Annotated in this window: 25 protein-coding genes; 13 read left to right on the forward strand and 12 right to left on the reverse strand. The window is 33.4% G+C overall.

Annotated features, from left to right (window positions below):
• Nucleotides 1–184 precede the first annotated feature (184 nt).
• The 7 genes from MMARC5_RS08205 to argB form a co-directional block, all read right to left on the reverse strand.
• Nucleotides 185–484 carry an MGMT family protein gene (locus MMARC5_RS08205; RefSeq protein WP_011869352.1) on the reverse strand — a complete coding sequence of 100 codons (300 nt, stop codon included), beginning with the start codon at nucleotides 482–484 and terminating at the stop codon, nucleotides 185–187.
• Between the two features lie 60 nt (nucleotides 485–544).
• Complete coding sequence (locus MMARC5_RS08210) at nucleotides 545–1,780, reverse strand: ammonium transporter (RefSeq protein WP_011869353.1); 1,236 nt, start codon at nucleotides 1,778–1,780, stop codon at nucleotides 545–547.
• A 28-nt stretch (nucleotides 1,781–1,808) separates the two neighbouring features.
• Nucleotides 1,809–2,147, reverse strand: a complete 339-nt coding sequence (locus MMARC5_RS08215) for a P-II family nitrogen regulator (RefSeq protein WP_011869354.1) — start codon at nucleotides 2,145–2,147, stop codon at nucleotides 1,809–1,811.
• A gap of 204 nt (nucleotides 2,148–2,351) precedes the next feature.
• Nucleotides 2,352–2,690, reverse strand: coding sequence for a P-II family nitrogen regulator (locus MMARC5_RS08220; protein WP_011869355.1), 339 nt, complete (start codon nucleotides 2,688–2,690; stop codon nucleotides 2,352–2,354).
• Nucleotides 2,691–2,793: 103 nt separating this feature from the next.
• The gene (locus tag MMARC5_RS08225; RefSeq protein ID WP_011869356.1) at nucleotides 2,794–4,020 is read right to left on the reverse strand and encodes an ammonium transporter; all 1,227 of its coding nucleotides are present in this window, start codon (nucleotides 4,018–4,020) and stop codon (nucleotides 2,794–2,796) included.
• A 22-nt stretch (nucleotides 4,021–4,042) separates the two neighbouring features.
• Nucleotides 4,043–4,381: a P-II family nitrogen regulator gene (locus MMARC5_RS08230; protein WP_011869357.1), complete on the reverse strand. Its 339-nt coding sequence runs from the start codon at nucleotides 4,379–4,381 to the stop codon at nucleotides 4,043–4,045.
• Between the two features lie 401 nt (nucleotides 4,382–4,782).
• Nucleotides 4,783–5,667 (reverse strand): acetylglutamate kinase, encoded by an 885-nt coding sequence (gene argB / locus MMARC5_RS08235; RefSeq protein WP_011869358.1) that lies wholly within the window; start codon nucleotides 5,665–5,667, stop codon nucleotides 4,783–4,785.
• Between the two features lie 94 nt (nucleotides 5,668–5,761).
• Between argB and MMARC5_RS08240 the strand changes: the two genes are divergently transcribed.
• The 4 genes from MMARC5_RS08240 (at nucleotide 5,762) to MMARC5_RS08255 (ending at nucleotide 7,515) form a co-directional block, all read left to right on the forward strand.
• Nucleotides 5,762–6,013 (forward strand): 50S ribosomal protein L31e, encoded by a 252-nt coding sequence (locus tag MMARC5_RS08240; RefSeq protein WP_011869359.1) that lies wholly within the window; start codon nucleotides 5,762–5,764, stop codon nucleotides 6,011–6,013.
• Between the two features lie 34 nt (nucleotides 6,014–6,047).
• Nucleotides 6,048–6,731 (forward strand): translation initiation factor IF-6, encoded by a 684-nt coding sequence (locus tag MMARC5_RS08245; protein ID WP_011869360.1) that lies wholly within the window; start codon nucleotides 6,048–6,050, stop codon nucleotides 6,729–6,731.
• 21 nt (nucleotides 6,732–6,752) lie between these two features.
• On the forward strand, nucleotides 6,753–6,983 hold the full coding sequence (rpl18a, locus tag MMARC5_RS08250; protein WP_011869361.1) for a 50S ribosomal protein L18Ae: 231 nt from the start codon (nucleotides 6,753–6,755) through the stop codon (nucleotides 6,981–6,983).
• Between the two features lie 109 nt (nucleotides 6,984–7,092).
• Nucleotides 7,093–7,515 (forward strand): DUF2666 domain-containing protein, encoded by a 423-nt coding sequence (locus tag MMARC5_RS08255; RefSeq protein ID WP_011869362.1) that lies wholly within the window; start codon nucleotides 7,093–7,095, stop codon nucleotides 7,513–7,515.
• 66 nt (nucleotides 7,516–7,581) lie between these two features.
• Here MMARC5_RS08255 and mer read toward each other — a convergent pair whose 3' ends face one another.
• A complete protein-coding gene (mer, locus tag MMARC5_RS08260; RefSeq protein WP_011869363.1) occupies nucleotides 7,582–8,544 on the reverse strand; it encodes a 5,10-methylenetetrahydromethanopterin reductase in 963 nt (320 codons plus the stop codon).
• A 229-nt stretch (nucleotides 8,545–8,773) separates the two neighbouring features.
• Between mer and cofH (MMARC5_RS08265) the strand changes: the two genes are divergently transcribed.
• From cofH (MMARC5_RS08265) to MMARC5_RS08305, 9 genes are all read left to right on the forward strand, one after another.
• Complete coding sequence (gene cofH / locus MMARC5_RS08265; protein ID WP_011869364.1) at nucleotides 8,774–9,850, forward strand: 5-amino-6-(D-ribitylamino)uracil--L-tyrosine 4-hydroxyphenyl transferase CofH; 1,077 nt, start codon at nucleotides 8,774–8,776, stop codon at nucleotides 9,848–9,850.
• Between the two features lie 116 nt (nucleotides 9,851–9,966).
• A complete protein-coding gene (gene cofH / locus MMARC5_RS08270; protein WP_011869365.1) occupies nucleotides 9,967–11,046 on the forward strand; it encodes a 5-amino-6-(D-ribitylamino)uracil--L-tyrosine 4-hydroxyphenyl transferase CofH in 1,080 nt (359 codons plus the stop codon).
• Nucleotides 11,047–11,151: 105 nt separating this feature from the next.
• Nucleotides 11,152–11,631 (forward strand): RNA-binding protein, encoded by a 480-nt coding sequence (locus MMARC5_RS08275; RefSeq protein ID WP_011869366.1) that lies wholly within the window; start codon nucleotides 11,152–11,154, stop codon nucleotides 11,629–11,631.
• Nucleotides 11,632–11,644: 13 nt separating this feature from the next.
• Nucleotides 11,645–12,253 (forward strand): HemK2/MTQ2 family protein methyltransferase, encoded by a 609-nt coding sequence (locus MMARC5_RS08280; protein WP_011869367.1) that lies wholly within the window; start codon nucleotides 11,645–11,647, stop codon nucleotides 12,251–12,253.
• Nucleotides 12,250–12,990 carry a Nif3-like dinuclear metal center hexameric protein gene (locus MMARC5_RS08285; RefSeq protein ID WP_011869368.1) on the forward strand — a complete coding sequence of 247 codons (741 nt, stop codon included), beginning with the start codon at nucleotides 12,250–12,252 and terminating at the stop codon, nucleotides 12,988–12,990. Before MMARC5_RS08280 ends, MMARC5_RS08285 begins: the two co-directional genes overlap by 4 nt.
• A 125-nt stretch (nucleotides 12,991–13,115) precedes the next feature.
• Nucleotides 13,116–14,027: a CBS domain-containing protein gene (locus tag MMARC5_RS08290; protein WP_011869369.1), complete on the forward strand. Its 912-nt coding sequence runs from the start codon at nucleotides 13,116–13,118 to the stop codon at nucleotides 14,025–14,027.
• 15 nt (nucleotides 14,028–14,042) lie between these two features.
• Nucleotides 14,043–15,881: a hypothetical protein gene (locus MMARC5_RS08295; protein WP_011869370.1), complete on the forward strand. Its 1,839-nt coding sequence runs from the start codon at nucleotides 14,043–14,045 to the stop codon at nucleotides 15,879–15,881.
• The gene (locus MMARC5_RS08300; RefSeq protein WP_011869371.1) at nucleotides 15,878–16,582 is read left to right on the forward strand and encodes a glycosyltransferase family 2 protein; all 705 of its coding nucleotides are present in this window, start codon (nucleotides 15,878–15,880) and stop codon (nucleotides 16,580–16,582) included. Before MMARC5_RS08295 ends, MMARC5_RS08300 begins: the two co-directional genes overlap by 4 nt.
• A 71-nt stretch (nucleotides 16,583–16,653) precedes the next feature.
• Complete coding sequence (locus MMARC5_RS08305; RefSeq protein WP_269208426.1) at nucleotides 16,654–17,568, forward strand: flippase-like domain-containing protein; 915 nt, start codon at nucleotides 16,654–16,656, stop codon at nucleotides 17,566–17,568.
• Between the two features lies 1 nt (nucleotide 17,569).
• On the opposite strand, the gene hisE is transcribed toward MMARC5_RS08305, so the two are convergent.
• From hisE to MMARC5_RS08325, 4 genes are read right to left on the reverse strand one after another with little or no spacing between them, the layout of a single operon-like run.
• Nucleotides 17,570–17,860, reverse strand: coding sequence for a phosphoribosyl-ATP diphosphatase (gene hisE, locus MMARC5_RS08310; RefSeq protein ID WP_011869373.1), 291 nt, complete (start codon nucleotides 17,858–17,860; stop codon nucleotides 17,570–17,572).
• Between the two features lie 38 nt (nucleotides 17,861–17,898).
• On the reverse strand, nucleotides 17,899–18,312 hold the full coding sequence (ribH, locus tag MMARC5_RS08315; RefSeq protein ID WP_011869374.1) for a 6,7-dimethyl-8-ribityllumazine synthase: 414 nt from the start codon (nucleotides 18,310–18,312) through the stop codon (nucleotides 17,899–17,901).
• A gap of 48 nt (nucleotides 18,313–18,360) precedes the next feature.
• Nucleotides 18,361–18,843: a gamma carbonic anhydrase family protein gene (locus MMARC5_RS08320; protein ID WP_011869375.1), complete on the reverse strand. Its 483-nt coding sequence runs from the start codon at nucleotides 18,841–18,843 to the stop codon at nucleotides 18,361–18,363.
• Nucleotides 18,844–18,872: 29 nt separating this feature from the next.
• A complete protein-coding gene (locus tag MMARC5_RS08325) occupies nucleotides 18,873–19,145 on the reverse strand; it encodes a hypothetical protein (RefSeq protein ID WP_011869376.1) in 273 nt (90 codons plus the stop codon).
• Nucleotides 19,146–19,198 lie beyond the last annotated feature (53 nt).

Here is a 19,198-nt window from a genome sequence, read left to right on the forward strand (position 1 = left end):
CATATATTAAATTCCCAATTAGGCAACGTTTATATACCATAAAATCATAGTATATTGTGTGGACAATACCCCACAATGAATATATGATCCCCCAAACCAAATATGTGTTAAAAAAACATTTAAAATCCCATATTGTCATAAACCGTTCGAAACTATCCACTAGTAAGATCTAACGATAATAACACTAAAATCTAAATAAATAGCCACTTAGATTAATTATTTTATTATCGGAAATATATATTCCTTCATTTTTTAAAAGTTCTATCTTTTTTTCGATCCCATTTACATATCCGCCAACGTAGCCGTTAGAATTTACAACTCGGTGACACGGCACTGTTAAAACGTTTGGATTATTTTTCATTGCATTTCCAACTGCCCGATAAGCTTTGGTATTTAGGGCTTCAGCTATGAGCTTGTAAGTTGTGACTTTTCCTTTTGTAATTTGCATTAAAAGGTCGTAGCACTGTTCATTGAATGTTTTCATAAAAAAATACTTTGAGTTTAAAATATAAAAATAAATTTTTAAAAAAGTAAAAATTAATATTTAGTTTTCTTTTGGGTATGCGGGGAGTTTGTGGATTGAAAGATCGAGTCCAGCTCTTTCTTCATCTTCTTTAACTCTTAATCCACCGGTAACTGCGCCAATTACTTTTCCTAAAAGGAATCCTGCACCGGTACCATAAACTGCACATATTAAAACTGCAATTATCTGTTCTGTAAGGTTAATTCCGCCAGCACCGCCAAAAGCAGTCATTCCAAATACCCCTGCTAAAATTGCACCAAGAGCTCCAGAAGTTGCGTGTACTGGAATTACACCACATACATCATCAAGACCCAACTTTTCAACAAATTTGAAGATCATTGGCACTTGGGAACCTGCAATGAATCCAATTATTAAAGCTCCAAGTGGGCTTACAATATCAGTTCCTGCGCAGATTGCAACAGTTCCTGCAAGAAGTCCGTTTGCAGTGTATAACACATCGTTTTTAGAGAATAAACATCCTCCAAGACCCCCACCTGCCATTGCAAGTGTTGTTGTTGCACATACTAATCCGGAAATATCGCTTAAAGCAAGTGAACTTCCTACGTTAAATCCGTACCATCCAAATGCAAGAATATATGCTCCAAGAATTGACATCGGGATGTTGTGTCCGGGAATTGTTATTGCTTTTTTGTTTACAAATCTTCCAACCCTTGGACCGATTGCTGCAATTAAACCAAGTGCTAAGAATCCACCAACTCCGTGAACCATCAAGCTTCCTGCGTAGTCGTGGAATGGAATTATACTTGCACCCCATGGTCCAAGATACACGAAAAGTGGATATAATAACGCTGTTATTACAATTGAAATTAAAATGTACGATTTAAATTTAATTCTCTCTGCAATTCCTCCTGCAACGATAGTTGCTGCGGTTGCTGCAAATACAAGCCCTAAAAACCAGTTTGCAAGTTCAAATCCATTGTTTGTAAGGAACGGTGTTGCACTTGCAATTTTTCCCCACCATAAAACAAATTCTGCAGGGTTTAATGTTCTAGCAATTACTGAACCGACTAAAAGCCAAGAAATACATCCTATAATCCAGTCGCCCATGTTCTTCATCATTGCATTGTTTACGTTCTTTTCTCGAACCTGGCCGCCTTCGAGCATTGCAAATCCGAGGTGCATTATGAAAATAAAAGCACCAGTAAAAATTAAAAACATTACATCGCTTGAGTTTGCAAGCGTGTTTAACGCATCCATGATATTTGATGGATTATTAAATAAATCTGCCGTCACCATATTTACGCACCATTAAAATTTAATAATTTTATATAGCCTCTGAACCCCTTTCACCAGTTCTTACCCGGTAAACGTCTTCAACAGGAATTACGAAGATTTTTCCATCTCCGGGTTTTCCCGTATACGCATTTTCTGCAATTATATTTACTACAGAATCTACGTCTTTTTCGTTGATTACAAGTTCTACCTTGACTTTTGGGAGTATTTCGACCACGTGTTCCGTTCCACGGTATCGTTCAACTACTCCACCCTGAACCCCTCTTCCTTTTACTTCAGTTACCGTTAAACTAACATGGCCACTCTTGTAAAGGGCATTTTTAACGAGACCTAATCTTTCCATTCTTATTATTGCTTCTAGTTTCTTCATTGTTGCACCATTATTAACCAAACCAACTAAAATGAAATTTAGGTTGAAAACTGTATAATTTAAGGAAAACCCATACCTTGAAAAATGTATGATATAGGAACCGGAATTCTTATTCTTATTAAAAATAAAACTGATATAAATAGTCCTAGCAAAATAGATAAATTTGAATATTTAAAAAAAAGAATAAAAAAAGATTTTCAGATTTTAAATAGCATCTTTTCCTTTTTCATTGGTTCTGATTCTTATTGCGTCTTCGACAGGGATTACGAAGATTTTTCCGTCGCCAGGTTTTCCAGTTACAGCATTCTCAGAAATAATTTTTACTATTTTTTCAACATCGCTATCGTTAGAAACAATTTCAATTTTAACCTTAGGAAGTAAATCCACCAAATACTCGTTTCCACGGTATCTTTCAACGATTCCGCCCTGAACTCCCCTTCCTTTTACTTCCGTTAACGTCAAACTGATGAATCCTTCTTCTGAAAGTGCATTTTTAACCGCCAAGAGTCTTTCAGGTCTGAATATTGCTTCTATTTTTCTCATATTAACACCGCCAAAATAGCATAATACTTTTAACGCTTTGAAAAATATATTTTGAAAAATATATAATGTTATCTATTTTTCATTGAAAAAAGTGAAAAGTTAGTTATTCGTCAGGGTAAGCTGGCAATTTGTGTTCTGCAAGGTCAAGTCCCATTTTTTCTTCTTCTTCAGTAACTCTGAGTCCGCCAGTGAATCCACCAACTATTTTTCCGAGACCGAATCCTAATCCTGTACCATATACTACAGTTAATCCTGCTGCAATGAGCTGGTTTACCAAACTTACTCCACCAGCACCACCAAGAGCGGCCATTCCAAAGATACCTGTTAAAATACCTCCCAAAATACCTGCTGTGCCGTGTACAGGAACTACACCACATACATCATCAAGTCCCATTTTTTCAACGATTTTGTAGACGATTGGTACCTGAATTCCCGCTATAAGGCCGATTACTAATGCTCCTACAGGGCTTACAACATCAGTTCCTGAACAGATTGCAACTAAACCTGCAACAAGACCGTTTGCTGTGAATAATACATCATCTTTTGAAGCGAGGAGTGCCCCAATACCCCCACCTGCCATTGCAAGTGTTGTTGTTGCACATACTAATCCTGAAATATCTGCTAATGCAAGTGAACTTCCTACATTAAATCCGTACCATCCGATTGCTAAAACGAATGCCCCGAATACAGACATTGGGATGTTATGTCCCGGAATTGAAATTGGTTTTTTGTTAACGAATTTTCCGATTCTTGGTCCAAGAGCTGCAATTGCTCCAAGTGCCAAGAAACCACCAAGACCGTGTACTATGAAACTTCCAGCGTAGTCATTGAATGGAATCATTCCTGAACCCCATGGTCCAAGGTATACGAACAGTGGATAAAGCACTGCAGTTATGATTATAGACATTATTAAGTATGATTTGAATTTAATCCTTTCTGCAACACCACCAGATACGATTGTAGCTGCAGTTGCTGCGAATACCAGCCCAAAGAACCAGTTTGCTAAGTCTATTCCATTGTCTGCAAAGTTTGTTGTAAAGATCTGTCCCCACCAGCTGAAGAAGTCTCCAGGAACAAGTGACACTGCAAGAACTGATCCAATAAAGAGCCATGACACTGCCCCAATTAACCAATCTGCCATGTTTTTCATCATTACGTTGTTAACATTTTTCTTCCTGACTTGACCCCCTTCAAGAAGTGCAAATCCTAACTGCATTGCAAATACGAGTGTTCCCATCAATACTAAGAACATTACATCTCCGGAAGTCGCCAATGTACTGAGCCCTGTTACGATGTTTGTTGGGTCAGCAAATAAATCTGCTGTTGCCATAATTTTCACCTGACTTTTTAATTTAAATAGCTTTTATACCTGATTCTCCAGTTCTGATTCTTACTGCATCTTCAATAGGAATTATAAAGATTTTTCCGTCTCCCGGTTTTCCAGTTTCTGCGTTTTCACGGATAATTGTTATTACTTCTTCGATGTCCTTGTCATCGACTACCATTTCAAGTTTAACTTTTGGAAGTAGGTCTACCACGTATTCAGTTCCCCTGTATCGTTCAGTGATTCCACCCTGAACACCTCTTCCTTTTACTTCAGAAATAGTTAAGCTTAAAAAGCCATTTTCAGAAAGAATGCCTTTTACGATATCCAATCTTTCTATTCTGATGATAGCTTCGATTTTTTTCATTTAAACACCCCGTCGGGTCTTTTGTAGTATTTAAGATTTGATATAATAATAAGCATAAGTGCATATATGATATTCCGATTTTTAGAGGTCATTTAATTTTTTGCAAATAGGGGTATAATTACCTTATTTTAAAATAAGGTAATTCGGTTATTTGGTTTTTAAGAGTTTTTAATGGTTTTTTGGCTATTTTAAGGTTAATGGTGCGATATAGTGATTTGGTTGGTGCGTTTCGGAAGGAACCGGAATTCCTTTTCCGATAATAATACATGGGTTATCCTGATATATAAAGATAATTTAAATCTAAAAATTTGAATCTTTTTTAATCCAAATAGTCCGATAAAGGGATATATTTTGCAAATAAAAGAAGAATTTAGGGAGTTTAAAAAATTAAAAAAAGAAAGTTATTCTCGTACAATCATTGTACCCACACCATCTTCTGTGAAAATTTCCAGAAGAACTGCGTGAGGAGTTTTTCCATTTACAATGTGTACACTTTGAACTCCTTTATCAAGTGCATTGATACATGCTTCAATTTTTGGAATCATTCCGCCAGTAATAAGTCCTTTTTCGATCATATCTTCAATTTGTGAAATTGTTAATCTTCTGTGAAGTGTTGATTGATCATTTACATCATCCATTATTCCGTCGACATCGGTAACCATTATAAGTTTTTTAGCGTCCATTGCACCTGCGATATCTCCTGCAGCAATGTCTGCGTTTAAATTTAGATCATTTCCCTGATGATCCACACCAATTGGGGAAATTACTGGAATGTATCTTTTTTCAACCAATATATCTATTAATTTAGTATCTACGTGTTCGACTTCTCCAACCATTCCAAGATCTACTTCGATTTTTTGACTGTCTTTCATTAAATACTGGATTTTTTTCTTCGCTTTAATTAACTGGCCGGATTTTCCAGAAAGACCAACAGCTTTTCCACCGTATCTTTCTAATTTTGAAACGATATCTCCGTTTATTTTACCAATAAGAACCATTTTAACAATGTCAAGTGTTTCTTCATCAGTTACTCGAAGACCGTGAATAAATTCAGGTTTTTTACCCATTTTTTCCATTGCACGATTGATTTCTGGGCCCCCTCCGTGTACCACTATTGGATTTATGCCGACATATTTCAAAAGTACGAGGTCTTTTGCGATCCAACTCCTTGCCTGCTCGTTTACCATTGCATGGCCGCCATACTTAATTAAAAACTTTTGATCGTGGAATTTACAGATGTAAGGCAGGGCTTCTATTAAAATTTCAGCTTTTGTGTAGTCTTCCATGTTACCCGCTCACCAAAATATTTAAATATTGTTTTTTCATATTCTATATGATTTAATATTTATACATTTTTTAATCCATGCGGAGGTGCATACTATGGAAGAAGAAAGAATATATACAATCCCTTTGAGAGACGTAACAAACAAAAGCCCTACAACAAAAAGAGCTCCAAGAGCTATGAGGGCAATTAGAGATTTCTTAAAGAAACACATGAAATCAGACATTGTAAAACTTGACAATTCAATAAACGAAAAAGTATGGGAAAGAAGTTTAAACAAAATCCCTGCTAAAGTTAGAGTTAAAGTTGTAAAAGAAGGAGATGTTGTTAAAGCAACATTAATAGAATAATCTCTGCTTCTTTCTCTAGAAACACTGTGGTACTATGATAATGAAAACATACTTTTCTGGAGTGTCCACACTAGGAGTACATTCACTCGCAACTGAAGATTATGGGTTTTTTCCTCTTTCAGTTGATCAAAAAACGATGGAACGTATGAAAAACGTACTCGACATTCCTGCAACTCAGTTAAACATTTCAAACAGCTCTTTAATAGGCTCCTTATGTGTTGGAAACTCCAACGGACTTTTAGTACCTGACATAACGACTGAAAAAGAAGTTGAATTAATTAAAATGTTTTTAAAAGAAAACAGTCTGGACGTTAATTTAGAAAGACTTAAAGCTAAAAACACGGCATTTGGTAACTTAATATTAACTAACAATAAAGGATGCATAATTTCGGAAGAATTATCCAGATTTAGAAAGACTATTGAGGATGTATTAGATGTAGAATCCGGAGTAGGAAACTACGCTGAACTCCCAACAGTTGGTTCAAATGGAGTTGCAACCGATAAAGGATGCCTGGTTCACCCACTAACTGATGAATTAGAATTAGAATGGATTCAAGACATTTTAAGAGTGGACTACGTTGAAAGGGGCACTGCAAATAGGGGTGTAACTTCAGTTGGCGCGTGCATTCTAGCAAACATCAAAGGAGCTGTTGTCGGAGGCGACACCTCAGGTCCTGAGATCTTAAAAATTGAAGAAGCTCTAGATTTAATAGATTAATAATATTATTATGGTGATAATATGGCAAAAATCGTAAGAATAAAAGGAGAAATCATTGGAAAAGATGAACCAATGGTATTCACAAAAGAATACAACGTTGTAAAAGAAGATGACGCTTTAGAAACCATGTACTCAGAAATGGGTAGCAAACATGCTGTAAAAAGAGCAAACATCAAAGTTGTAGAAATTTCTGAAATCTCAGAAGAAGATATTCAAAATCCTATTTTGAAAAAAACCCTTGAAATGTACTAATTATCTTACTTTTTTTATATTGTTTTGATTTCAATTGAAAACTATTTTATATAATTTAAACAGGATATAGTTTTAAGATTATATTAACTTGTTTTATTCAGGTGGTTTTATGTCTGAAGAACGAATACAGTTTAATGCTAAAAAAGGAAAATGGTACGTTTCTAAAAAAATCAAAATTGATGAAAACACATCCAATGAAGAAATTGCTAGGGTTTTAGCATCGATAGAAGAAACTCTCTCTATAAAAATAAAAGATTTTTTGCCATTTGATATGAAAAAAATTGGCGAAATTGCAGATGAAATATACGAAAAGAAAAAAGGAAGAGTCAAAGAAGAAGATATTTCAGGCGCGTTAGTAAAATTAAAGTCTCCAGGAACTACAAAAAAATTGGGAACAATTGATGACGCAAAAGAAGGAAAAGAAATTTTAAAAAGACTTCTTACAGAGATTGTTTTAGAGAGACTTGGAATAACTTCAAAAATCGAAGCTAAAATGATTGAAAAATACATTGAAAAATCAAAGGCGAAATAAACCTTTAAAACTAAAATAAAACTCTTTTTTTTCAAAATTTAAAAAAAATTTAAAAAAGTTATTTAATTATTGGAATTCTTTAATGATTTTTCCAATTAATTTGATGCTGGTTTCTTTGTTTGGTCCGATTGGGGATCCAGCAACAATTTGGGTTACACCCATTGCTTCTAATGCTTTTACTTTTTCTACAACTTCTTCAGGTGTACCGTATAAAGCAAATCCTTCTAACATTGCTTCGTCAACGTTTCCGAATGCTGCACCGAAGTTTCCTTCTTTTAATCCTGCTCTGATTGCATCAACTTTAGCAGGGTCAATTCCGTGTCTTTCTAAGATCATAGGAGGTGAACCAGCAGCGATGAATGCTACAACTGGGATTGCTGCTTGTTTAGCTTTTTCTGCTTTTTTGTCTACTGACATGCATGCGTATGCTGCAACGTCAATTTCTGACATGCTTCTTCCTGCTGCTTCTGCTCCTTTTTTAATTAAAGGAACTGCTGCTTCGAAGTCTTTTGGGTTTGAAGCGTTAATTAAAACACCGTCAGCAATTTCTCCTGCGGTTTCTAACATTTTAGGGCCTTGTGCTCCCATGTAAATTGGGATTTTTGCTGAAGGTTTAATTGCAAGTTGTGCACCTTCTGCCATTCTTTTTCCAGCCGTTAATTCTTTGAAGTCTGCGATTGCTTTTTTGATTGTTCCTACTGGTTTTGTCCATTCAATGCCTAATGCATCAAATGTTGCTTTGTCACCAGGGCCGATACCAAATGTAGCTCTACCGCCTGATAATTCATCTACAGTAGCCATTGCGGATGCCGCGATTGCTGGGCTTCTTACGTATGGGTTTGTAACACCAGGACCTAACTTGATCTTGTTTGTTGCTGCTGCAAGGTTTCCTAAGGTCATGTATACGTTTCTGTTGTTGTAGTGGTCTGTAATCCAGCAGAATTCAAATCCATTGTCTTCTGCCATTTTAACGTAGTATGCTAGTTTGGTTATTGGTTCGTTTGGAACAAATTCGATACCAAATTTCATTCTGCCACCTTCCTATTTCTAGAGTTTTAATATAACAAGTATAATTACTAATCAGCAATATAATGTACTTTCTATTCTCAATAAATAGAAAATTATATATATTAAAGTGGTTGCAGCGAATTTTCGACCAATTAGTAAACGTATTATCCGAATTAACGTAGTAATTAGCTATGCTCAATTTTATATACGAAAAACCCCTAGTGGAACTTAGAAATTATCCGGTGATTTAATGGATTTGATGTCCTTTAAGGAAAAAGAAATCTCAAAAAAAGAATGCCTTGAGCTATTCGAAGATACCGAAAACTTTTTTGATGTAATAAAACTCGCAGATTCTCTTAGAAAGGATATTGTCGGGGATACGGTAACTTATGTAAATAACACAAATATTGAAACTACAAACGTGTGCACGATGGGATGTAAATTCTGTGCATTCAGCGTTTCAAAAAACAGTCCTGGCGCATTTCGGTTGGATGCTAATGAAATTGCTAAAAAAGCAGTTATTGCTAAAAAAGCAGGGCTTACAGAAGTTACAATCCACGGAGGAATTCACCCTGATGTCGATACACACTTCCAGGTTGAAACATTAAATAAAGTAAATATCGAAACTTCAAAACTCGGTGGAATATATGTCCACGCATATTCGCCACAGGAAATATTAAACGGTGCAGAAAATGCAGGAATTGATGTAAAGGAAGCCTTAAAAATGTTAAGTGAAGCAGGTTTAAGGTCAGTTCCTGGAACCGCTGCTGAAATACTCGATGATGATGTAAGATCAGATATCTGTCCACTAAAAATGCCTGTTAAAAAATGGGTGGACATTATAAAAACTGCGCACAAAACCGGAATTACAACAACATCTACAATAATTTACGGCCATATTGAAGAATACAAACATGTTGTTGATCACTTATCAATTTTAAAAGAAATCCAGGAAGATACAAACGGATTTACAGAATTTATTCCGCTTTCATATTTACACGAGAACACCCCACTCCATAAAGCTGGAAGGGTTAAAGATGGAGCAACCGGACTTTACGAGTTAAAACTCTACGCAGTTTCGAGAATTTTATTTAAAGACGTTATAAAAAACATCCAAGCCCCAAGAGTAAAAATTGGAACTAAATTGAGCCAGTTAATTTTAAAGTCTGGTGCAAACGACCTTGGTGGAACTTTAGTTGAAGATAAAGTTTCAAAGGCTGCAGGAAGTATCTACGAAGATGCGAGCGTAGATGTAATGAGAAACGCCATTAAAAGTATTGGAAGAATTCCAAAAGAAAGAACCACACTTTACGAAATAATTGAATAAAATCCCCTATTTTTCGTTTTTTAATGATTTAGTCCCGAATTAGCAGTTAATATCATCGAAATATTTAAATATTAAAAAATAGTCTTGAAGATATTTATAGATCGATTGGTGATTTAATGGATTTGATGTCTTTTAAGGAAAAAGAAATCTCAAAAAAAGACTGCCTGGAACTATTTGAAGATACTGAAAACTTTTTTGATGTAATAAAACTCGCAGATTCTATTAGAAAGGATATTGTCGGGGATACGGTAACTTATGTCGTTAATGCAAATATTAACTTTACAAACGTCTGTAGCGGAACCTGTAAATTCTGTGCATTTAAAGCAGAACATGGCGATCCGAATGCGTTTTTTTTAAATCCTGATGAAGTTGCTAAAAAAGCACTTGAAGCTAGAAAAATTGGTGCTACTGAAGTTTGTATTCAGGGTGGCCTTTTAAAAGAAATTGATACCTATTTTCAAGCTGAAATTCTAAAAAAAGTTAAAAAAATCACTGAACCTTATGAAGAAATAGTTGTGCATGCATTTTCTCCAATGGAAGTTAAATCCGCTGCAGAAAATGCAGGATTAAGTGTAAACGAAGCTTTAAAAATTTTAAAAGAAAATGGTTTAAACAGCATGCCTGGAACTGCTGCTGAGATATTGAATGATGAAATAAGGTCTGAAATCTGCCCTACAAAATTAAAAACTTCCGAATGGATTGATGTTGTAACAAATGCACATAAAACTGGCATTAAAACAACGTGTACTATGATGTACGGCCATATCGAAGAAAATAAACATCTTGCGGAACACCTATCGATTTTAAGAAAAATTCAAAAGGAAACTGGCGGTTTTACAGAATTTGTACCATTGACATTTTTACATGAAAATGCGCCACTCCACCATATGGAAAGAGTAAAAAGCGGAGCTTCTGGAATGCTTGATTTGAAAACTTACGCGATTTCAAGAATTTTCTTTAAAGATTACATCAAAAACATACAGACTTCCTGGGTAAAACTTGGAACAAAATTAAGCCAAGTTTCACTAAATTGTGGTGCAAACGACATTGGCGGAACTTTGATGGAAGAAAGCATCTCAAAAGCAGCGGGTGGAAGTTACGGAACTTTCATGAGTGAAGAAAAATTAAAAGACATGATTTTAGCAGTTGGAAGAATTCCAAAACAGAGAAACACTGCTTACGAAATTATAGAATAGATAAAATACTTTTCTTAATTTACTTTTTTAACCTAAACTTACTTATTCTTTAAAATATTATTTTAAACTGTTTTAAAATCTTGAAAAATATTTAACTGTGAAAATATGGAAATAAAAAGAAGATACATGCTAAAAAAGAAAGAATTAAAGGAATTAAAGGATGAACTTGGAAATATTTTTGACGTTGAAAAAATAATTCCAAAAAAAGCAGTCGTTGAAAAAGCGGTAACCGAAGAAGGCGAAATAATCCTTTTAGACGGGACCCCTCTTGCAATGGTAAACAATGGAAGGATATTTCCAACATTGAAGTTCCTTTTAAATATGGATATCGAAAACAATAAGGTTACTGTAGACATGGGTGCCGTAAAATTCATCGCAAACGGTGCAGACGTCATGGCCCCGGGAATCGTCGAAGCTGACGAAAATATCCAAGAAGGAGACATTGTATTCGTAGTTGACGTAACTCACAAAAAGCCTTTATCCGTTGGAGAAGCTTTGATGGGTGGAAAAACAATGGTTGAAGAAAAAAAAGGAAAAGCAATTAAAACCATCCATTTTATCGGCGATGAAATCTGGAAAATGTAAAAAATAGATTGTTATGATAAAAATCATTGAAATAAACGGAATAAAGATAAAAACGCATCCTAATGTATATGTTCCTGCAGAAGATAGTGAACTTCTTATTGAAAATTTAGTTGATGTAAAAAATAAATCCGTTCTTGACGTAGGAACTGGAAGTGGAATTCAGGCAATAAATGCCGTAAAAAAGGGTGCCTCAAAAGTTATCGGAATCGATATAAACCCTTACGCAGTGGAATGTGCAAAAACAAATTCTAAATCAAACGAAATCAATTCCAAAAAGCTGTCATTTAAAACTGGCGATCTTTTCAAAAATATTGACGAAAAATTTGATGTGATTTTATTCAATGCCCCATATCTTCCAACATCTGATGAAGAAAAATTGGAAAAATACCTAAATTATGCATTTGATGGTGGAAAAAACGGAAGAGAGGTATTAGATAAATTTTTAGACGAAGTAATTAACCATTTAAATGAAAAAGGAACAGTTCAAATTCTACAGTCATCACTTACTGATGGAAACAAAACCATAGAAAAAATGGAAAATTTGGGATTTGTTGCTAAACAGACTGGATCTTTAAAATTTTTATTTGAAGAATTACAGGTAATTACGGGTTGGAAAAAATGAAAGCTTTTGAAATCATAGAAATAATTGAAAAGTTTGCTCCAAAGGAACTTGCAATTCCGGGAGACAATATCGGGCTTCAGGTTGGACTGAATCTCGAAAAAAAAGTTGAAAAATTAGGAATTGCATTAGATGCGTCCCTAAAAGTTATAGAAAAAGCAAAATCCGAAGATATAGACTTTTTATTTACTCACCACCCGATTTTAAAAGATCCAATAAGAAATTTCACGAGCACCATTTATAAAAAGTTGAAAATATTAACTGAAAAGGATATTCCATTATATAGCGCACATACAAACCTCGATATATGTAAAAACGGACTTAATGATTGTTTGGCAGAATTATATGGTTTAAAAGATGTTAAAAATATATATGATGACGGTCTGGGAAGAATCGGAACCTTGGATGGAACATTCGAAGATATTTTAAAAATTACAAAAGAAAATATATTTACAGTTCCAGAAACCGTTGTTCCTAAAAGCATATACGATAAAAAACAGTTGAAAGTAGCAGTTCTTTCAGGATACGGCTTTTCACAAGATTCCATTCGATATGTATCAAATTTTGCAGACGTTTATATTTCTGGAGATTTAACGCACCACTCAAAAATAATTGCAGAAGAACTCGAACTAACCGTTATCGATGGAACTCATTACGGAACCGAAGTTTATGGCTTGAAATCATTTTTAAAATACTTAGAAAAGAATATTCCTTGTAAAATCATACCATTAGATTTTTAAATATATTTAAACTCTTTTTTGCGGATTTTATAATTAAATCATAAAATTATTATACCAATTAGAAACCATATTATGTATGTCACTATTTATAATCACGGTTTATAATCATTTTTAACGGTGGGAACATGGAACTTACAATAGTTCAGAAAGAGATACTTCAAGAATTAATTTCAATTTACAGGGAAAAAAATAAGGCTGTAAAAGGAACAGAAATTGCAATTCGATTAAGCAGAAATCCTGGAACAATTAGAAACCAGATGCAGGCATTAAGAGCGTTGAATCTTGTTGATGGAGTTCCCGGTCCAAAAGGTGGATACATTCCAACAAGTTTAACATATCGTTCACTCGGACTTGAAACAGAGGAAGAAATTACCGTTCCAATTTATAAAAATGAAAATCTTGTTGAAGGGGTTAGTGTTACAAAAATTGTGTTTGATACCGTAACAAGAGAAAAATCATGTTCTTCAAAAATATACGTTAATGGGGACACTAGAAAATTTTCAGAAGGGGATATTGTAAAAGTTGGACCAACACACCACAACAAAATTGTGATTTTGGGAAAAATCGTCGGAAGAGATGATATCAACCATATTTTATTAATGGATGTAATAAGTGTTGCGAGCGTTCCGGGAATCTCTGTGGGGGACGTTGGAATAAAAGAAAAATTAATATATATTACTCCTGAAAAAACGATTCGAGATGCCGCAAAGCTACTTGCAGATGCAAATATAAGCGGAATTCCCGTAATGGATGGAAAAAAGCTTCTTGGAGTATTAAGCCTACATGATGTCGCAGAAGCAGTTTCAAGAGGTCTTGAAAATGAAAATGTAACAGAATTAATGGCTGAAAAAATATATACCGTTTCAAAAAATGAAAAAATATATGATGCATTAATTTTGATGGAAAAATATAACGTTGGAAGGTTAATTGTAGTGGATAACGAAGAATATGCAGTTGGGATCCTTACCAGAACCGATATTTTGAATCTAATTGAAGGAACAATATTTCCAAAAATTCTTAAAAAGTATTTGAAATAATTACGGGTGAGTTTTGTGAAAAATATTAAATTAAAACTACCGATTTTTTTATTAATTTTTTATATATTATTTGGAGTTTTTTTACAGTACGGTGGAACTTCAGAGTTTCAGTCACTCCCATCACCAATTTATGGTGGAGATTATTACTACCAAATGGGTTCAGTCATGCATATCTTATCTGGCGGAGATCCTTTTGAAAGTTCTTCTATTTTAGGCGGAACTCCCGGATATTTACCACTTTATGGAATAATATGTGCAGAATTCTGTAAAATATTTGAGGTAGATGCATTTCAGGGGATGATCTATTTATCAACAGTATTGTTTGCATTGGGAAGTATCATTTGGTTTATTGCATTTAAAACATTGTTTAAAAACGAATGGGTTTCATTGATCGGTGTCGTGTTAGCAAATGGAATTTCGATATACCCCTTATTAAAATACACACCATTTACAAAACAGATTATGATTCCACTATTTATTCTTGTGTTGTACCTGTCATTTAACAATAAAAAAACATTAAATTATGGTTTTTTAGGAATAATTTATGGATTACTCGCAATATCCCATACTGTGGCATTTGTTGGTGCAACATTAATTATTACTACCTTCATAACATATGAAATTTACAAAAAATATCAATTTAACAGTATAAACGGTATTAAAGAATACATTGTAGAAAATTGGAAAAAATTGGGGCTGTTTACAATTTTTGGCTTACCGATATCCATGCTATACTGGTATAAACCAATATTTATACTGAAGCTAGTTAGGCCTTATGATAGGCTCCATATGGATACTCCAGATTTTGGAAGGATAGACATACAAATTAAGTTTTTCATCGATAGCATCCTACAATATATATTCAATATCAAATCAGCTGTCGGAATAATTTCTTCGGTAATATTAATTGTAGGGATATTTTCATTGTATAAATCTAGAGAAGAAGAAAATCGATTCTTTAAATTATTCGTATTTGGTTCCCTTTTCGCAACCTTCTGCTACATAATAACAGAACCGCTTTTAAAAATGAATTTCGTTCCAACATACATGTCTTCATTTTACCTTTGGGTATCGGCATTATTAATTTCACTTTGTGGTTTAAATTATATCTATGAACAATTAATTAAAAATTCAGATAAAGTAACAAAGAATATGATTGTTTTTGGATCATTATTTTTATTACTGACTGCAAATAGTGCATACATGTTCTCAAACTACATAAATAATGACCAATGGGCAGAAGCAGGTCGCTCAGAATTTTCAGAGTTACATGTTTCTTTAAATAATTATTTGATAGAGAATACTGATATTAATGATGTAATATTATCTACAAAAGAATTGAGTTTTGCGTTAAACGGATTAAGTGGCAGAAAAGTACTTGTTAATCGTTGGGCGCAACAAAATGACCCATATACTAATTTACCTGAACGAGACATGATTGCTGCAATTATATTATATGGTAATGATACTGAAAAGAAATTGGAACTGATTGAAAAATATAATATACAATATTTATACTGGGATTACTACTGGATTAACTCAGAATACCAATTTGATGATAATAATAATTTAATTGGTATGTACGATCCATTAATTGCGTATTCTGATGATTCCTTGAAAACGGAACTTATGGAAAATAATGTTTCGTATTATGAAATGAATTACTGGGTAGATCCATCACAAAGACGTGATGATATCAGAAAATACGATTTGATGTATATTTCTCCGGAAAACTACAGAAGCTACCAAATGCCATGGAATACTAATTTAAATGAATATTTAACTGAAGTTTGGAATTATAGTTACCAAGATCAAAAAATCGCTGTACTTTATAAAATTAATGTGAAAAAATGAAACTTTCGATAATTATCCCTGCATACAATGAAGAAAAAACAATCCTAAAAACGCTTGAAGAAGTTGTTGCTGTAACTTTGCCGGTTGATAAAGAGATAATTATAGTAAACGATGGATCTACAGATGGAACGGAACAGATTATAGAAAATTCGATTAAAAAATTTCCTGAATCGAATATTAAGTTATTAAGTAAAAAAAATGGCGGTAAAGGCAGTGCATTAAAAGAAGGGATGCGAAAGTCCACAGGAGATATTATCATTATTCAGGATGCTGATTTAGAATACGACCCAAACGACTACTCAAAATTAATAAAACCAATTTTGGAAAAAAAAGCAAAAATAGTTTATGGTTCACGGATTAAAAATAAGGACAATAAATACTCCCATATTTCATTTTTAATCGGAGGCATAGGTGTAACTTTAGCCACTGACGTTTTATATGGTGTATTTTTAACAGATGAACCTACCTGTTATAAAGTATTTCATTCTGATTTGAAAGATATTTTAGTAAATGCAGAAGGGAATGGTTTTGAATGGGAACCTGAAATCACTGCCAAAATAATTAGAAAAGGTTATAAAATCAAAGAAATTCCAATAAATTATTACCCGAGAACTAAAAAAGAGGGTAAAAAAATTAAATGGTCTGATGGCGTTAAAGCAATTGAAACGCTTTTAAAATGGAGATTTAAAAAAATAAATTAAATTAAAAATCGAGTGAAATTTTGCAGAATTTAAAAAAACATTTTCTAAATAAAAAGACATTCCTATCTTTTTTGATATCTTTTTTGATACTTTATTGGATTTTTTTAAAATTGGATTTTTTTATACTAATTAATACCCTTAAAAATGCAAATTTTGCATGGTTTTTTGTGGCGTTGGTGTTTTATTATGCATCAATTTTCTTAAAAAGTATTCGATGGAAATTGTTGTTAAATGATGCAGGTATTGATATCAAATTAAAAGATGTTTCCATGATATTTTATCTATCAATGTTTGTGAACTCCATAATACCTGCAAAAATAGGTGATCTCTATAGAAGTTATCTCCTAAAACAAAAAACCAATGACCCAATATCTTTGAGTATTTCTACAGTTTTTTTAGAACGAATCTTTGATCTGAGTACTATGATACCCATTCTTTTAATTTTTGCATATATTTCATTTGAAAAAGGTATTCCTTTTGAAATAATTATTACACTAAAATACGGAATTTTAATAATATTTGCATTAATACTGATAACCTTGATTTTTTTAAAAATTAACAGGTATTTTGTAAAAAATACGGAATTTAAAGTTGTGGGAAATATTTTAAGTAATTTTGAAAGGGGACTTCGTACATTGAAAATAAGTTCGATCCCGAAATTATTGTTTATTTCGATAATTTCCTGGATAACTGAAGGATTTACAATTTACTTCATATTTTTTGCATTGGGGCTAAATTATGGATTAATATTCCCGATATTTACGGATTTATCGGGTTCACTATTAACTGCAGTTCCATTCACCCCGTCTGGACTTGGCGTGGTTGAATATGCGTTAATATTTATATTAAATCTTAAAAATATTGGAATAACTGAAAGTTCCGCAGTTGTGGTTTTGTACCGCCTAATATCGTACTTTAGTATTATATTTTTCGGAACTATTTTGAATTTTTGGTACGATTTTAACCTAAAAAAATATTTAAAATAAGTTATTTCATTCTTTTCTTGAATTCTTCACTCAATTCTTCATACGTAATTCCTGATTTTGCGAGCAATACCATTGTATGGAATATTAAATCCGCGCTTTCGTAAATTATTTCTGCTTTGTTGTTATCTTTTGCTGCAAGGATAACTTCTGCGGCTTCTTCACCGACCTTTTCACAGATTTTATTTACAGCTGTCTTTTTGTCGTCAGTTGTTATTTTAACAACGTATGAACCTTCAGGTTTTTCCTGAATTCTTTTCTCGATTGTAGAATAAACTTCTTTTAAAACATTCATAAAATCACTAAAAAAAGATTAATAAATTTAATTTTAAATTATTGGATTTCTTTAAGTCTTTTTACCATTTTAACAGCAGCTTCAACTGCATTCTTACCATAATCGATTCTATCTTCAGCTTGCATTCTTGTCATTCCTGGACCCGCAATTCCAAGTGCAACTGGTTTTCCAAATTCTAAAGATAAGTCTGCGATTTTTCTTGCTGCATTTTGAACCACAATTTCATCGTGTTCAGTGTCCCCTTCGATAACGCAACCGATTGTAACAACTGCATCGATATCGTCTTTTTGGAGGAGTGTTTTGATTGCAAGAGGCATATCAAATGATCCTGGAACCATTACTTTGCATGAAACATCTGCACCTAAAAACGCAGCGTGTTCTTCTGCCAATTTTTCCATCATAAATGTTAAATCTCTGTTGAATTCTGCGATAACAAATCCTAATTTGACCATTTTTTCACCCGATTAATTTACATCACTAGTCACATTGATTTTTAAACATTATAAGTTTTTTGATAATTCGACATACCTTTTTGCATTCTCTCTTATTGAATCTACTTCTTCATCAGTTAAAGTTCTCACAACTTTTCCAGGAACCCCTAAAACAAGACTGTTTGGTGGAATTTCTTTATTTTGGGATACAAGCGCATTTGCCCCAATTATTGAGTTTTTACCGATTTTTGCACCTGTTAATATAGTCGAATTCATTCCGATAAGAACGTTTTCTTCGATAGTACATCCATGAACTACTGCAGCGTGCCCTACAGAAACGCCTTCTCCAATAAAAACAGGAGCGCCTATGGAGCCGTGAACAACACAGTTATCCTGTATGTTTGAATTATCTTTAATCGTTATTTTACTAATATCTGCCCTTAATACAGCCCCGTACCAAATATTTGCATTTTCACAGAGTTCAACGTCCCCCATAATCGAAGCATTTTCCGCGACCTTTGCTGTTTTTGCTATTTTTTTTGTTTTTGCCATTAAATCACCATTACTAAAAATATTAAAAATTATCTTACCTTATAGACTTTATCCCATTCTCGCTCGAATTCATCCATGAAGATCAAAGTTTTATCGACTTCTATTGCACAGATCTGCTGAAAACCAATTACTGCAAAGTTTCTCTTGTCTTCGTTAAATAATAACGTACCAGTACCTTTTCCAGTTTCTAAATATTTAATATACTTATTTTTAAGTTTTACTACAGCTTCAAAGTCATATTCTCCTTCCACAGTGCTTCCGGGGTAGTGTATCTTGATATATAGAGTTGGTCTTTTCTTCAAAAAGGCACCTCCAAACTACTGTCAATTTTATATACCAATCATAATTATTTAAA

Origin of the sequence: Methanococcus maripaludis C5 (genome assembly GCF_000016125.1) — an archaeon.
Classification (GTDB): Archaea; AGJL01; Methanococci; order Methanococcales; family Methanococcaceae; genus Methanococcus; species Methanococcus maripaludis_D.

Coding starts and splice junctions, on each gene's coding strand:
- MMARC5_RS08205 (WP_011869352.1), bottom strand. CDS start 484: ATGAAAACATTCAATGAACAGTGCTACGACCTTTTAATGCAAATTACA.
- MMARC5_RS08210 (WP_011869353.1), bottom strand. CDS start 1,780: ATGGTGACGGCAGATTTATTTAATAATCCATCAAATATCATGGATGCG.
- MMARC5_RS08215 (WP_011869354.1), bottom strand. CDS start 2,147: ATGAAGAAACTAGAAGCAATAATAAGAATGGAAAGATTAGGTCTCGTT.
- MMARC5_RS08220 (WP_011869355.1), bottom strand. CDS start 2,690: ATGAGAAAAATAGAAGCAATATTCAGACCTGAAAGACTCTTGGCGGTT.
- MMARC5_RS08225 (WP_011869356.1), bottom strand. CDS start 4,020: ATGGCAACAGCAGATTTATTTGCTGACCCAACAAACATCGTAACAGGG.
- MMARC5_RS08230 (WP_011869357.1), bottom strand. CDS start 4,381: ATGAAAAAAATCGAAGCTATCATCAGAATAGAAAGATTGGATATCGTA.
- argB (WP_011869358.1), bottom strand. CDS start 5,667: ATGGAAGACTACACAAAAGCTGAAATTTTAATAGAAGCCCTGCCTTAC.
- MMARC5_RS08240 (WP_011869359.1), top strand. CDS start 5,762: ATGGAAGAAGAAAGAATATATACAATCCCTTTGAGAGACGTAACAAAC.
- MMARC5_RS08245 (WP_011869360.1), top strand. CDS start 6,048: ATGATAATGAAAACATACTTTTCTGGAGTGTCCACACTAGGAGTACAT.
- rpl18a (WP_011869361.1), top strand. CDS start 6,753: ATGGCAAAAATCGTAAGAATAAAAGGAGAAATCATTGGAAAAGATGAA.
- MMARC5_RS08255 (WP_011869362.1), top strand. CDS start 7,093: ATGTCTGAAGAACGAATACAGTTTAATGCTAAAAAAGGAAAATGGTAC.
- mer (WP_011869363.1), bottom strand. CDS start 8,544: ATGAAATTTGGTATCGAATTTGTTCCAAACGAACCAATAACCAAACTA.
- cofH (WP_011869364.1), top strand. CDS start 8,774: ATGGATTTGATGTCCTTTAAGGAAAAAGAAATCTCAAAAAAAGAATGC.
- cofH (WP_011869365.1), top strand. CDS start 9,967: ATGGATTTGATGTCTTTTAAGGAAAAAGAAATCTCAAAAAAAGACTGC.
- MMARC5_RS08275 (WP_011869366.1), top strand. CDS start 11,152: ATGGAAATAAAAAGAAGATACATGCTAAAAAAGAAAGAATTAAAGGAA.
- MMARC5_RS08280 (WP_011869367.1), top strand. CDS start 11,645: ATGATAAAAATCATTGAAATAAACGGAATAAAGATAAAAACGCATCCT.
- MMARC5_RS08285 (WP_011869368.1), top strand. CDS start 12,250: ATGAAAGCTTTTGAAATCATAGAAATAATTGAAAAGTTTGCTCCAAAG.
- MMARC5_RS08290 (WP_011869369.1), top strand. CDS start 13,116: ATGGAACTTACAATAGTTCAGAAAGAGATACTTCAAGAATTAATTTCA.
- MMARC5_RS08300 (WP_011869371.1), top strand. CDS start 15,878: ATGAAACTTTCGATAATTATCCCTGCATACAATGAAGAAAAAACAATC.
- hisE (WP_011869373.1), bottom strand. CDS start 17,860: ATGAATGTTTTAAAAGAAGTTTATTCTACAATCGAGAAAAGAATTCAG.
- ribH (WP_011869374.1), bottom strand. CDS start 18,312: ATGGTCAAATTAGGATTTGTTATCGCAGAATTCAACAGAGATTTAACA.
- MMARC5_RS08320 (WP_011869375.1), bottom strand. CDS start 18,843: ATGGCAAAAACAAAAAAAATAGCAAAAACAGCAAAGGTCGCGGAAAAT.